General features: G+C 60.5%; 13 protein-coding genes and 1 pseudogene. 5 read left to right on the top strand and 9 right to left on the bottom strand.

Annotation, left to right across the window (positions count from 1 at the left end):
* Nucleotides 1–69 precede the first annotated feature (69 nt).
* A complete protein-coding gene (gene mqo / locus AB4N41_RS24225) occupies nucleotides 70–1,716 on the bottom strand; it encodes a malate dehydrogenase (quinone) (RefSeq protein ID WP_041480875.1) in 1,647 nt (548 codons plus the stop codon).
* A 529-nt stretch (nucleotides 1,717–2,245) separates the two neighbouring features.
* Here mqo and AB4N41_RS24230 point away from each other — a divergent pair.
* Nucleotides 2,246–2,677: a nuclear transport factor 2 family protein gene (locus AB4N41_RS24230; RefSeq protein WP_252876504.1), complete on the top strand. Its 432-nt coding sequence runs from the start codon at nucleotides 2,246–2,248 to the stop codon at nucleotides 2,675–2,677.
* Nucleotides 2,678–2,856: 179 nt separating this feature from the next.
* On the opposite strand, the gene AB4N41_RS24235 is transcribed toward AB4N41_RS24230, so the two are convergent.
* Both AB4N41_RS24235 and AB4N41_RS24240 read right to left on the bottom strand, forming a co-directional pair.
* Nucleotides 2,857–3,720 (bottom strand): methyl-accepting chemotaxis protein, encoded by an 864-nt coding sequence (locus AB4N41_RS24235; RefSeq protein ID WP_374046354.1) that lies wholly within the window; start codon nucleotides 3,718–3,720, stop codon nucleotides 2,857–2,859.
* Nucleotides 3,721–3,762: 42 nt separating this feature from the next.
* Nucleotides 3,763–4,491 (bottom strand): annotated as a pseudogene (locus tag AB4N41_RS24240) (MCP four helix bundle domain-containing protein); the annotation flags it as partial.
* 222 nt (nucleotides 4,492–4,713) lie between these two features.
* On the opposite strand from AB4N41_RS24240, the gene sodC reads away from it, so the two are divergent.
* The 3 genes from sodC (at nucleotide 4,714) to AB4N41_RS24255 (ending at nucleotide 6,157) form a co-directional block, all read left to right on the top strand.
* Nucleotides 4,714–5,235, top strand: coding sequence for a superoxide dismutase family protein (gene sodC, locus AB4N41_RS24245; RefSeq protein WP_042609346.1), 522 nt, complete (start codon nucleotides 4,714–4,716; stop codon nucleotides 5,233–5,235).
* Between the two features lie 125 nt (nucleotides 5,236–5,360).
* Complete coding sequence (locus tag AB4N41_RS24250) at nucleotides 5,361–5,675, top strand: DUF2388 domain-containing protein (RefSeq protein ID WP_016775151.1); 315 nt, start codon at nucleotides 5,361–5,363, stop codon at nucleotides 5,673–5,675.
* A gap of 80 nt (nucleotides 5,676–5,755) precedes the next feature.
* The gene (locus AB4N41_RS24255; RefSeq protein ID WP_252876506.1) at nucleotides 5,756–6,157 is read left to right on the top strand and encodes a hypothetical protein; all 402 of its coding nucleotides are present in this window, start codon (nucleotides 5,756–5,758) and stop codon (nucleotides 6,155–6,157) included.
* Here the strand turns inward: AB4N41_RS24255 and ligD are convergent, their stop codons facing one another.
* Together ligD and AB4N41_RS24265 are read right to left on the bottom strand one after the other, a co-directional pair.
* On the bottom strand, nucleotides 6,158–8,782 hold the full coding sequence (gene ligD, locus AB4N41_RS24260) for a DNA ligase D (RefSeq protein ID WP_252876507.1): 2,625 nt from the start codon (nucleotides 8,780–8,782) through the stop codon (nucleotides 6,158–6,160).
* 132 nt (nucleotides 8,783–8,914) lie between these two features.
* Entirely contained in the window at nucleotides 8,915–9,652 is a 738-nt protein-coding gene (locus tag AB4N41_RS24265) for a tellurite resistance TerB family protein (RefSeq protein WP_252876508.1), read from the bottom strand.
* A gap of 260 nt (nucleotides 9,653–9,912) precedes the next feature.
* Between AB4N41_RS24265 and pcsA the strand changes: the two genes are divergently transcribed.
* A complete protein-coding gene (gene pcsA, locus AB4N41_RS24270) occupies nucleotides 9,913–10,635 on the top strand; it encodes a phosphatidylcholine synthase (RefSeq protein ID WP_039762346.1) in 723 nt (240 codons plus the stop codon).
* Nucleotides 10,636–10,768: 133 nt separating this feature from the next.
* On the opposite strand, the gene AB4N41_RS24275 is transcribed toward pcsA, so the two are convergent.
* The 4 genes from AB4N41_RS24275 to AB4N41_RS24290 form a co-directional block, all read right to left on the bottom strand.
* Entirely contained in the window at nucleotides 10,769–11,581 is an 813-nt protein-coding gene (locus AB4N41_RS24275; RefSeq protein ID WP_252876509.1) for a class I SAM-dependent methyltransferase, read from the bottom strand.
* Nucleotides 11,582–11,744: 163 nt separating this feature from the next.
* A complete protein-coding gene (locus tag AB4N41_RS24280) occupies nucleotides 11,745–12,956 on the bottom strand; it encodes a cytochrome c biogenesis protein DipZ (protein WP_252876510.1) in 1,212 nt (403 codons plus the stop codon).
* A gap of 90 nt (nucleotides 12,957–13,046) precedes the next feature.
* Nucleotides 13,047–13,343 carry a hypothetical protein gene (locus tag AB4N41_RS24285; protein WP_252867816.1) on the bottom strand — a complete coding sequence of 99 codons (297 nt, stop codon included), beginning with the start codon at nucleotides 13,341–13,343 and terminating at the stop codon, nucleotides 13,047–13,049.
* Between the two features lie 33 nt (nucleotides 13,344–13,376).
* Nucleotides 13,377–13,640 (bottom strand): DUF2790 domain-containing protein, encoded by a 264-nt coding sequence (locus AB4N41_RS24290; RefSeq protein ID WP_016775158.1) that lies wholly within the window; start codon nucleotides 13,638–13,640, stop codon nucleotides 13,377–13,379.
* Between the last annotated feature and the right edge of the window lie 93 nt (nucleotides 13,641–13,733).

Here is a 13,733-nt window from a genome sequence, read left to right on the forward strand (position 1 = left end):
CAGGTCCGGCGTATAAAAAAACCCACTGACCGTCGCCGGTTCAGTGGGTTTTGTGTGTCAGGGTTCTGGTTACAGAGCCATGTCACGTGCAGCGTTTTCCTTCGGCGCTACGGCTTTGTCAGCCGCAGGTGCCGCCGGAGCAGCTACCTGACCGATCGCTGGAGGCGTCGGCAGTTCGAGGATTTTCGCGGTGTAAGCCCACTCAGCAGCCACTTTGGCCGGATCGCTGTTCAGCTGGGTGCCGTAGCTCGGCACGATCTGGTGCAGCTTGGTCTGCCACTCAGGGGTTGCGACTTTGTCTTTGAAGACTTTCTGCAGCACGCTCAGCATGATCGGTGCAGCAGTCGACGCGCCTGGCGATGCGCCCAGCAGGCCAGCGATCGAGCCGTCTTGCGAAGCAACGATCTCGGTGCCCAGTTTCAGCACGCCGCCAGCGGCTTCATCACGCTTGATGATTTGCACGCGCTGGCCGGCTTGCCACAGGCGCCAGTCTTCGGCCTTGGCGTTCGGGAAGTATTCCTTCAGCGCGTTCAGGCGGTCTTCATCCGACAGCATCAACTGCCCGGCAAGGTACTCGACCAGCGGGTATTCCTTGATGCCGACCTTGGTCATTGGCCAGATGTTGTGGGTGGTGGTACTGGTCAGCAGGTCGAAGTACGAACCTTCCTTGAGGAACTTGGTGCTGAAGGTCGCGAACGGGCCAAACAGAATGACGCGCTTGCCGTCCAGGACACGGGTGTCCAGGTGCGGAACGGACATCGGTGGCGCGCCAACCGAAGCTTTACCGTAGGCCTTGGCCAGGTGCTGCTCGGCAATCGTCGGGTTCTCGGTCACCAGGAACGAGCCGCCAACCGGGAAGCCTGCGTATTCCTTGGCTTCAGGAATGCCCGACTTCTGCAGCAGGTGCAGAGCACCGCCGCCAGCGCCGATGAACACGAACTTGGCGTCGGTTTCGGTCTTGGTACCGTCCTTGAGGTTTTTGTAGCTCACACGCCAGGTGCCATCGGCGTTCTTGGTGATGTCTTCAACTTCGCTCGACAGTTTCAGATCGAAGTTGGGTTTGGTTTGCAGGTGAGCGGCGAACTGGCGGGTGATTTCGCCGAAGTTCATGTCCGTACCCAGCGGGCTCCAGGTGGCCGCGATTTTCTGGTTCGGGTCACGCCCTTCCATCATCAGCGGTACCCACTTCTTGATCACAGCCGGATCTTCGGAATACTGCATGCCAGCGAACAGCGGGCTCGCCTGCAGCGCTTCGTAGCGCTTTTTCAGGAACTTGATGTTGTCATCGCCCCACACGAAGCTCATGTGCGGAGTGGTGTTGATGAACGAACGAGGGTTCTTCAGCACGCCCTGCTGAACCTGCCACGCCCAGAACTGACGGGAAACCTGAAACGCTTCGTTGATCTCGACAGCTTTCGGGATCGTCACGTTGCCCTTGTCGTCTTCCGGGGTGTAGTTCAGCTCGGCGAGGGCGGAGTGACCGGTACCGGCGTTGTTCCAGCCGTTGGAGCTTTCCAGGGCGACGCCATCGAGGCGCTCGACCATTTCCATCGACCAGGTCGGTTCCAGCTCATTGATCCACACACCCAGGGTGGTGCTCATGATGCCGCCGCCGATCAGCAGGACATCAACTTTCTTGGCTTCGGCAGCATTGGCAGACGACATCCCCATCGCCAAAGCCAGACCGAGCAAGGCTGTGTTCACTTTCTTAAACATCTGTTGCACCTATGATAAAACGCCTTCCGCCCGTCGTTGTTATCAGTCTGCGTTGCGCTTTGTTGACGCTCAGGCTGGCGTCGCGCAATCCGGCACACTTCAATATTGACGGGTGGGCACACAAGGCCGACATGTGGCATCGACCTCAGTTAATGTCCCTTCTGAACTGACTTCTTATCGTTATTGGCTTCAGCTGCTTGAGCGACAGGGATCCCGTCGGCCCGCCGAAAAGGCCAGCCAACCGAATTAAGTCAAAGCAAATTTGGCGCGGAGAATATCACGTCAGGGCGAACCCGCGCGTCTGTTCCCGACTTGAAAGTCTTTTTCCGCTCTGGGGCTTATCGGCCATGGGCCACCAAACATGACCGTGATCAGGCATTGGCCTGCAAAGTTTTTTGCGCGATACGCATCGCAACTTGATAAATCATTGCGAACGGCTCGTTGTTCAAGCAGAAAATAACCTGCTACGTTGTACGATGACTGACAAACTAAGCCAGTCATTCCGACCCAATAACAACAAGGAAACAACATGACCAAATCCCGCCTCCTCATCGGTTTGTTCTGCGCCTTCAGCGCCTGCGCCATGGCCGCCCCTGCCCCAGCGGAAAAGGAAGTGGCCCAAGCGGTGGATCACCTGACCCAGGCGATGCTGCACAAAGACATCGCCGAACTGAACGCTCTGACCGCGCCGAACCTGACCTACGGCCACTCCAGCGGCAAGATTCAGGACAAGCAGGAATTCATCGCCGACATCGAAACCGGCCGCAGCGCATTCAAGACCCTGGAGATGCAGAAGCAGACCATCACGATGTCCGGCGATACCGCATTGGTGCGCCACCACTTCTCCGCGCTGGCGTTGAAAGGGACTGAGGTGATTCCGACCGAGATCGAAAATTTCCAGATCTGGCAGAAACAGGGCGGGAAATGGTTGTTGGTGGGGCGGCAGGCGTTCAGGTTCTGATTAAGGGCACATTGGCTTGATTCAGTGTTGCCCGAGCTGGCCTAATCGCGGGCAAGCCCGCTCCCACAGTGGATAATGGTGTGCACACCGTTGCATTCACAACATCAGACCCTGTGGGAGCTGGCTTGCCAGCGATAAGGCCGTGATAGACACCAGAAATGTAATGGATCCTACCGCTATCACAACCGAAACCGATCCACCGACCGCGCCAGCTGCCCCGCCAGATTCGACAATTCATCGGTGGTCGTCGCCGTCTGCCCGATCACCCGACTGTTGCCTTCGCTCATCCCGGCAATCATCTCCACCTGATGGGCGATCTCGTTACTGGCCTGGCTCTGTTCGCCAATCGTGCGGGTGATGTCGTTGACCAGTTGCGTGGTGTTCAGCGTGGCGTCGAGGATCTCGCGAATCGCCCGCTCGACTTCCGCCGTCACTGCCATGCCCTTGTCGACCTGCGCCACGCCCGCCTCCATGCTGTTGACCGCCTCGCGCGTGCTGCTCTGGATGCGCGCGACCATTGCGGCAATTTCCTGGGTCGAGGCGCTGGTGCGTGCGGCCAGACTGCGCACTTCATCCGCGACCACGGCAAAGCCACGGCCCTGTTCACCTGCCCGCGCCGCCTCGATCGCGGCGTTGAGCGCCAGCAGGTTGGTCTGGTCGGCGATGCTCTTGATCACCTGAATGATGTTGAAGATCGCCTCGGATTCCTGATCCAGCGTGCGGATCACCTGCGCCGACTGCTGTGCCGAGCGGGCGATGTCGTCCATGTCGCTGACCACTTGATGAATCACCCCGCCGCCCTCCTTCGCTAGAGTTTCCGCCTGATTGGCCATGCTCAGGGCACGTTCGGCGTGGCGGGTGATTTCCTCGATGCTGGCGGTCATCTGACTGGCGGCGGCCGCCATGGTCCCGGCGGCAACGCTTTGCTGCTGGCTGCTGTCGGCGACCTGATGGCAGCCCTGACTGAGCTGCTCGCTCATGCCGCTGACACCGTGGGCGTTGCGCCGGACCACGTCGATCATGTTGCGCAAGTCACGTTGCATGGTCGCCAATGTGCGGATCAGCACACTGGCTTCGTCCTTGCCGGCGGGCTCGACAATCGGTTCGCTGAGATTGCCATGCGCAATGCTTTCAGCGATGCGGCTGGCAGATTTCAGCGGTCCCATGATACTCAGGATCACCCAGCGCCCCTGAATCAGCAGCAGCAACAGACTGGCGATCAGCACCACACCAAGGGCCAGATTGGCATTGCTAATGGCCGCTTCGGTGCCTTCGCTGGTTTGCCGAGTGTTGCTTTCAATCAATTCGCTGAGCGTCGCCATTTGCTCTTCGAGCTGGCTGAACGCGGCATTGAACGTGCCGAGCTGCTGCTGGGCGGCATCCGGATTGTCCAGCGCCACGCCGACGATCTGCTCGGCGGATTTGATGTAGGTGTCGAGGCTCGGCTTGATCTGCTCCAGCGCCGTGCGCAACTGCGGGTTGATCGGCAGCTTCAGGTTGTCATCCAGCACTTCACGAAAATGCCCTGCGTGCTCGGCCAGCGAATCGCGCACTTCTGTGGCGGTGGCGGTGCTTTTGCCCAGGCCGACCAGCATCGCCGAATAGACATCGGCGCGCAGGGCGTCGTGCATCATGTCCGCTTCCATGTGATTGCGCAGCGCGCTCATGCTCACCGTGTTATCGCCTACCGCCGTGGCCATCCGCAGATTGCCGACGTAACTGACCAGGCTCACGATCAGCGCCGTCAGCAGGCTGGTCGCAATCAGCAACACCAAACGCAGTTTGATCGACACCGTGGAATCTCCCGTGGGCACGCTGGATTGCGCTTGTCGGATTTCAGTTAAGCCTATGTGCAGGGAACTGCCGACACAGAGCGTATCGGCTGATGTCAGGGGCGACTTGAATCCGGCAAAACTTTTCAAGCGTGAACCCGGTCACACCTTGCAGCGCCGATGGATAACGCCTTCATCGCTGGTTAACCCCGGCAGGCTATCAATCCATGGCTTCGAACATTCATGCAGCTGAAGGAAACGCTTATGAAACGCGCACTGTGGTTTGGTCTGCTCGGCACGTTGGCAATCGGCACCGCACAGGCAGCAACGGAGAAAGTCGCAATCAATCTGGTCAGCGCCGACGGCGCGCCGCAGGCGATCGGCTCTGTCACTGTCAGCGAAACGCCGTACGGCCTGCTGTTCACACCCGAGCTGAAATCATTGCCGGCCGGCATCCACGGTTTTCATGTCCATGAAAACGGCAGCTGCGAAGCGGGCACGAAGGATGGCGTGAAAGGCGCGGCACTGGCCGCTGGCGGACACTTCGATCCGGCGAAAACCGGCAAGCATCTCGGCCCTTACGCCGATGGGCATCTGGGTGATCTGCCAGCGGTGTATGTGACGGCTGATGGTGTCGCCAACTACCCAGTGCTGGCGCCACGCCTGAAGAAGATTTCCGAGATCAAGGGCCACGCCCTGATGATTCACGCCGGCGGCGATAACCATTCCGACATGCCCAAGCCACTGGGCGGTGGCGGCGACCGCATGGCCTGCGGGGTGATCTGAACCGACTGAGCGGTGAAAACTCTGACTCACGGCTTTTCACCGCTCACGGAACTCCCGCGCGCCGTTCACCTCTGACGTTATGTAGTCCCTTCCCTTTTTGCTTAGCGCTTGTGGAGGAACACGTCATGCGCAAGTTAGTCCTGATTTCTTCTTTAATGCTTTGCCTGCCGGTCGGTTCGGCGCTGGCCCGCGTTGATGCGGGTGACGTCGCCACCTCGGCAGGTGTCTCCGCGTCGCTGTACTCGACCTTCAAGGACGACAAAATGGTCATTCCGGCCCGTGACGACGTGTCTGCGTTCGTTGCAAGCGGCGGGGCCATTCGTGGGGTTTATCTTGAGTCGGTACTGCAACAGGTGCGCCAGGCAAACCCTGGCTTGAACGCCAGTGATGAAGACCTGGCAAACGCCATTCTGGTGCAATACGAAGGCGTGCAGCAGTAGTCACGAGGGAAGCAGCGGCCGATGGACGGCCGCTGAGTGCGCATAGGCAAACATGTCCGACGGCCTCTATGATGGAGGCCATGACGACAAACGTGCCCTTGCGCTCACCCTGCCCGCCCGGCGCCTGCATTTGCGGGCGCGACCCGTTGCTGGAAACGCCCGGCGCCGATCTGCGCATCCTGCGCTTGACTCGCGCTGAAGAAAAAATTCTTCTGGCGCGCCTGGAACAACTCAAAGACCTCGCCGACCTCAAACGCCTGCAACAGCGTATGTACGAGCAACTCGGCATCCGTGTCGATGTCGCCCCCGGTTTCAACGAGGTACGCACCATGCGCGGCATCGCCATTCAGATCGACGAGCTGCCAGGCCTGTGTCGCAAGACTCGCGCGGCAATCCCGGCAGCGATTCGCAAGGGCCTGGAAAACCACCCGCAAATCGCCTTCGAACTGCTCAACGCCCACGACTTGCTGCGCGACACCTGATCACTTTTTCATGCCGACGCGCTTGCGCATCTCGGCGGTGATGGTCTGACGGGTTTTCTTCATGTCCGCCCAAGGCTCATCGCCGACTTCGGTCAGACGCTCGTGAACGTTGTAGATGTTCCAGTGATTCCCACCCTTGATTTCAGCGACTTCCTCTCGGTACAGCGGCACCGACACCGGCATGCCTTCCCGCGCGCGTGCGGCGTAGGCGCAAATGGTGGTGGCACCGAGGCCGTTGCGCAGGTAATCGATGAAGATCCGCCCGACGCGGTTTTTCGGCCCGGACACCGCTGAAATCCGGTCCGGCAGCAACTTGGCCATGTGGCTGACGATGGCGTGGCTGAAGTCCTTCACTTCGTCCCAGCCATGCTTGCGCGTCAATGGCACCACCAGGTGAATACCTTTGCCGCCGCTGGTTTTCAGGAAGGCTTTGAGGCCCAGCTCATCGAGCACAGTCAGGGTCAGCGCGGTGGCTTCAACCATGCTTTTCCATGGCAGCGCAGGATCCGGGTCGAGGTCGAGGACGAAGCGATCAGGCTTGTCCAGATCCACCTTCGTCGCGTTCCAGGTGTGCAGTTCGACTGTGCTCATCTGCACCGCGCCGACCAGCGCTTCGGGATTGTTGATCATCATCACTGGCTGGCCGGTGACGTCCTTGTCCAGGGCGGTGATGCCGGGAATGGCCAAGCGATCGGCGTTCTTCTGGAAGAACAATTCGCCGGCGATGCCGTCCGGTGCACGCACCAACGCCACGGGGCGATCCTTGAGTTGCGGCAGGATGTATTCGGCGACACTGGCGTAGTACTGCGCCAGTTGCATTTTGGTCGTGCCGCTGACGGCGTCGATCACCCGATCCGGGTGGGTGATGCGTACCTTGCCGCCGGCCAGTCCTGATTGCGACGGTGCGGTCTCGGCTTTTTTGCTGGCGGCGGTTTTCTTTGCCGGCTGCTTGTCGGCGGTTTTGGTCTTTTCGGTCTTTTCGGTCTTTTCGGACTTGGCAGCTTTCACAGGCTTCGCTCGCTCCTCGGTAATGTCCTTGGCCGGTTTGTCATCGCGCAAACCATGGAATACGGCGTGGCGCACCGAGCCGTCCTTGGTCATCTCGGCGAATGCCACTTCGGCCAGCAGTTTGGGTTTGAGCCAGTGCACACCTTTGGCCTCGAAACCGCTGGGCGGATTGACCAATGCGGCGGTTTTGGTCTGCAACGGCTTGAGTTGGGCGAGGATGCTTTTCAATGTGGTTTCGTTGAACCCGGTGCCGACCTTGCCGGCGTAGCGCAACTCGCCACTGTCAGCGTCGTGCAGGCCGAGCAGCAACGCGCCGAAAGCACTGCGCGCACCTTTCGGATCGGTGTAGCCGACGATGACGAATTCCTGGCGATGCTTGCACTTGAGCTTGATCCAGTCACCGCTGCGCCGCGATACATAAGGCGAGCCGAGCCGCTTGCCGATCAGGCCTTCCATCTGCATTTGGCAGGCACTGTTGAGCAGCGCGTCCGGGGTTTCTTCGAAGGCTTCGGAGAAGCGCAGCGTTGACGATTCTTTCTGCGCGCCGAGGATGGTGCTCAACGCGGCGCGGCGTTCTTCGACCGGCACGTCGCGCAGGTCGACGCCATTGAGATACGGCACGTCGAACAGGTAATAAACAATATTGCCGCTGCGCCCGGCATCGAAGGCATTCTGCAGCGCTTGAAAATCCGGCACCCCTTGCTCGTTGGCCACGACCATTTCGCCATCGAGCCAGGCCGATTCCAGACCCAGCGCCGCCAGCGCTTTGGCCTGCTGCGGCAGTTTGTGCGTCCAGTCATGGCCGTTGCGGGTGAACAGCTGCACCTCATCGTGATCGATCCGCGCCATGATCCGGTAGCCGTCGAACTTGATCTCGTAGCTCCACTGCCCTTCGGGCGCGCTGTCGACCAGCGTCGCCAGTTCCGGCTTGATCAGCGCTGGGAGCTTGGCCTTGCGTGCGCCGGTAAGCTGCCCGGACGCCTGCTTGCGCGGTTTGGCCGGGGCCTTCTTTACCGGTTTGGCCTTATCGGCGGCAGCCGCCGGTTTACCGACAATCGTGCGCTCGCTGAGCACGCTGTCGGGCTCGGCGACCAGCACGTCGAAATCATCCTGCGGGCGCGCGGCGTTGTCCTGATGCTTGATCAGGAACCATTGTTCCTTCTTGCCCGGCATGTGCGTGCGCACCAGATTCCACACGCCGCCGAGCTTCTCGCCTTGCAACTCAAACTTGAGCCGGCCCTTGGCATAGGCCTTGTGCGGATCTTCCAGCGGAATCCACACGCCGCGATCCCAGACGATCACATCACCGGCACCGTAATGCCCCTCGGGAATGCTGCCTTCGAACGTCGCGTAATCGAGCGGATGATCCTCGACATGAATCGCCAGACGCTTGACCGACGGGTCCAGCGACGGCCCCTTCGGCACCGCCCAACTCTTCAGGGCGCCGTCGAGTTCCAGGCGAAAGTCGTAATGCAGGTGCGAAGCGTCGTGCTTCTGGATGCAGAACTGCAAGGCATGATCCTTGGCCGACTTACGGCCCGAGCGCTTGACTGCGGCCGGTTCCGACGTCGCGGAAAAATCACGCATGCGGTTGTAATCGTCGAGGTTCCTGTTCATGAGCACACCGATGGCAGACGGGTTCTGTTATGCAGAAGAGCGACACGGCGGCGGAAAAATTCAATCGAGGTAAAAAAGCCCCGGACGGATGGAGCGGCCGGGGCTGGCAGTGTCAGGGATTTTTACAGCGGGTCAGGCTTGCCCTTTCGCCTGCTGTTCCAGATGCACCTGCAAGTCGGGATCGATGTTCAAGGCGGCGGCCAGCTCATCGAGATAGCTGCGTTCGGCGTCCTGTTGATCGTCTACCAGCATGACGCTGGCCAGGTACATTTCGGCGGCTACGGCCGGATCGCCGTTAGCGGATTGCGCCACTTCGCGGGCATCCAGCGGCTTGGCGACTTCGGCGTCGAGCCATTGCTGCAACTGCGGGTCGGCGGTGTGTTTGCCGATTTCGCTGCTGATGAGATGCTTTTCTGCGTCGTCGATGCGGCCGTCAGCCTTGGCGGCGGCGATAAGGGCGCGCAGTACCGCGTGGCTGTGGGTTTCGATTTGCGGGCCGGCGAGCAGGTCGGCGGTTTGTGGCAGCTCCTGCGGCGCGTTACTGGCCTGGCTGCGTTGCCAGGCTTGGTACGCTTGGTAAGCCATCATGCCCAGCGATGCGAGCGCCGCGTAACTGGTCCCGCCGGTACGGCTTCTGCTACCGCCACCGAGGGCGCTTCCCAAGCCACCGCCGCCGAGCAAGCCACCGAGCAAACCACCCAGGCCGCCGAGGCCACCCGAAGCAGCCGCGCCACCCGCTCCGGACTGACTGCCGCCGCCCAACAGTCCACCAAGTAAACCGCCCAGGCCGTCACCGGCCGAAGCTCCGCGTTGTTGTCCCGCCGAGGCCTGGCCTCGCAGCAGTTGTTCAAGCAAATCGCTGGTGTTCATGACGTTATCCTCCGAGGCCACGGCCCGATCGCGTCAGGCAACGATAGACCGACGCAGCCATAGCGCCAGCACCGTTGGGCTGACGCCGGCTCACCGATGAAATCGCACCCGAGAAATTTTCCGCGAGCCAGCTAAGATTCATGGGTGGTGAACCTTATCCCGGCCAAACCGGTCGATAGCTGCAACCCGACCCGGTTTGCCGACGCCCTTTCTGACGATGGGCGATACCCGGCTTGCTTCACTTTCTGGAGAACGCCCCCGTGATATCCACCGTACACATCGCCAGGCTCAAAGCATGGGGCGCCCATGGTTTTACCGCGACTGGCGTGGTCACCGCCTTCCTCGCCACCCTCGCCCTGCTGGAAAACCAGCCGATTCATTGCCTGATGTGGCTGGGCGTGGCGCTGATCGTCGACGGCCTCGATGGCGCACTGGCGCGCAAGGTCAATGTGCAATCGGTGCTGCCGAGTTTCGACGGTTCGATCCTTGATCTGGTCATCGATTACCTGACTTATGTATTCATCCCGGCACTGTTTATCTACCGCTACATTCCCCTGCCCGATTACACCCTGTTGCTGACGGTGTCGGTGATTCTGGTGTCGTCGCTGTTCTGTTTCTGCAACGTCAACATGAAGAGCAAGGACAACTATTTTGTCGGCTTCCCGGCGGCCTGGAACGTGGTTGCGCTGTGCCTGTACATCATCGGCCCGGGGCCGTGGATCACCTTTCTCACCGTGATCGGTCTGGCATTGCTGACGGTGACGCGGATGAAGTTCCTGCACCCGTTTCGCGTGCGGCGTTTCATGCCAATCAATATCGCGGTGACGGCGATCTGGCTGTTGTGCAGTCTGTCGCTGGTGCTCAATCACCCGGTGATCAATCCGCTGGTAATGGGCTTGTGGTTGCTGATGTCGGCTTATTTTCTGGGGATCTGCATCTGGCGCACGGCGCTGGAGTGGTTTGATCGCGGCCATTTGAAATAAGCACATTCCCTGTGGGAGCGAGCCTGCTCGCGAATGCGGTCGTTCCATCAACATCAAGGTTGGCTGGCACACCGCTTTCGCGAGCAGGCTCGCTCCCACAGAGATCTTCATCGATCAGGAGATCCGATGGGGACTAGCGCTTGGTAATCACCACCTCCAGATACTCGCTCGGCACCACCAGCGATGCCTCCCCCGCCCGATTCGAGCGATTGAGCAACTCGGTCAGATCATCCTCCAACGCCTGCCCGGCCTCCGCCGACAACACCGCAAAAGCCTTGTGCACCGGCCCATACCAGTGCCGAAAAATGTCAATGAAATGCGCCGCCGAGCGGTAGCGGAAATTGAAGTGGCTGCGGGTCACGCGCACGACAAAATCGCGGTCATCGAAATGCTTGTGCAGCCACGCATCCGAGCCCCAGTTCGATGGAGGCTGTGCAACCGCTGGCGGTGGCAGATGCTGGCCGAGAGTCTTGAACATCTGGCCGACGAAGCCCTCCGGCGTCCAGTTCGCCATACCGATCCGTCCGCCGCGACGACAGACCCGCCCCAGTTCAGCAGCGGCGGTGACCTGGTCAGGCGCGAACATCACGCCGAACGTCGACAACACGGCGTCGTAGCTTTCATCGGGAAAAGGCAAAGCCTCGGCATCGGCCACCTGAAAAATCACCTCCAGATGCTCGGCCCGGGCGCGATCCTGACCACGCTCCAGCAATGCCGCCACATAATCGGTCGAAGTCACTACACACCCGCGCCGCGCCGCTGCCAGGGTTGCATTGCCGTTGCCGGCAGCGACATCCAACACCTGTTCATCACAACGCAGATCGCAAGCCTCGGCGAGGTTTTCCCCAACAATTTGCAATGTGGTGCCGATCACGGCGTAGTCGCCACTGGCCCAAGCGACTTTCTGACGTTCCTTCAGGGCAGTGAGATCAATCGGGGTACTCATGACAGCGAGCTCCGTGGCAGAGAGAATGCACAGGCTACGACGCGGACCGTGCTTGCTCACTATCGCGCCGAGGCTGCCCGGCGTCCCTGCCAATCGTCCGCCAACCCCGTAAACCGGGCACTTTGCCGATGAGTGGTGAAGATCTGTCAAGCGCATGAAACACTCAGGCGGCCGGTGCCTTGGCCTCTTCCAGCAACTGCTTGATCATCTGCTCCTGCTCGGCATAGCGACCTTCACCGAAGTGGCTGTAACGCATCTGGCCCTTGGCGTCGATCAGGTAATGCGCCGGCCAGTATTGATTGTCGAAGTTGCGCCAGATCGCGTAGTCGTTGTCGATCGCCACCGGGTAGGTGATACCGAGTTTTTTCACCTGATCCTTGACGTTGTTGATGATGCGCTCGTAGCCATACTCGGGTGTGTGCACGCCGATCACCACCAGGCCGTCCTTCTCGTATTTCTTCGCCCAGTCTTTGACGTACGGCAGGGTGTGCTGGCAGTTGATGCAGTCGTAGGTCCAGAAGTCCACCAGCACCACTTTGCCGCGCAGGGATTCGGCGCTGAGCTCTGGTGAATTGAGCCACTGCACAGCGCCCGACAGCGACGGCATCGCGCCCCGCGCCTCGTCCATCATCGAATCGGCGCGGACCTTGCTGACAAAGTAGTCGACCACTTTCGGCACGTTTTCCAGGACGTTTTTCTCGACGCTGGCCACGCCTTCGGAAGAGGTATTGGCGAGCAGAGCCTTGTCGGCGCCCGTGGAAATCACCGCGACTGTCGCAAGCACCGCAACCCCGGCACCACGACGCAACCAGCCGCTGAACGGGATCGACGGTTTCAGCCGATTGACCAGACCGCGCCCGGCGAAGATCAACGTTCCCAGCGACAAGGCACTGCCGACGCCGTAAGCCAGCAGCAACAGGCTGGTCTGGGCATTGGCGCCTTGCAACATTGCGCCGGTCAGAATCACCCCAAGGATCGGCCCGGCACAGGGCGCCCACAACAGGCCGGTGGCGACGCCGAGCATGATCGAGCCCATCGGTCCGGCTCGTTTACGGGTGTCCTGATCGAGACGATTGCCCAGGGCGACGAAGGGCCTGGTCAGCCAGTCACCGACGCGGGCCGAGATCAGCGACAAGGCGAACAGCGCCATGACCAACAAGGCAACGTGACGGCCGGTGTTGCTGGCCTGAATCACCCACTCGCTGCTGACCACCGCGAGGCTTGAGATCAGCGCAAAGGTCAGCGCCATGCCGGCGAGGGTCAGCAAGATCGAGGAACGTGTACGGTTGGCGCCAGCGAACAGAAACGGCACCACCGGCAGGATGCACGGACTGAGGACGGTCAGCAGACCGCCGAGAAATGCGATGAGGTACATAACGGGGTCACCTTGAATGTGGGGGGCTGGGCACGCAACCGGGCAGCGAGGGAAACGCCCCTCGCTAGCCTGCTTTATCTACGCCGTGGCTCATGCGGTCTGGCCGTCCAGCAGCTGCCCTTGAGGCGTGCGACTGGCACCGTTTTCCGCGACCAGTTGGCCTTGCGGTGTGCGGCTGGAACCATCAGCGGCAACCATCTGCCCCTGCGGTGTGCGGCTGGAACCATCAGCGGCGATCAGTGCATCGCTGCCCTCCTTCGCGACCGTGGTCAGCTGGAAGCAGGTGCTGCTGGCGCAGCTGCTCTGCTCCAAGGCACTGTTGGCGTGGGCGGCGGCACCGGTGAAGGCGAAGGCTGCTGCGGTCAAAAAACGCGAGACGTTGTTCATGGCAAAACTCCTTGCAGAAAAAGTAGGGATGACTCAGTTCTGGTTGTTGCAGCCGTCAGCGAATTTGCTGTAATCCAGCTCGCGGGTTTTGCCGGCGGAATCGAGGTAGGTCATGCGCGCCTCGGTGATGCCGCAGGTCACCGAGGTGTCTTCGGTCATCGACAGCACTTTCTGGATATCCAGATGCGTGCCGTAGGTGTAGGTTTGCCGGCTGACGTCAGCTTCGGCGTGGGCCGACAGGGTGCAGATGTTCAGAGCGGCGAACAGGCAGGCGGCGAATACGGATTTATTGTTCATGGTGTAGTCCTCAAGGCTTCAGTGGGTTTGAGCCGAGGCGGTCTGTGTGTGTGCCTCGATGGAGCCTATTTGAGGCCTTCGAGGTATCGCGTC

Source organism: Pseudomonas sp. S2_A10, from assembly GCF_054668465.1.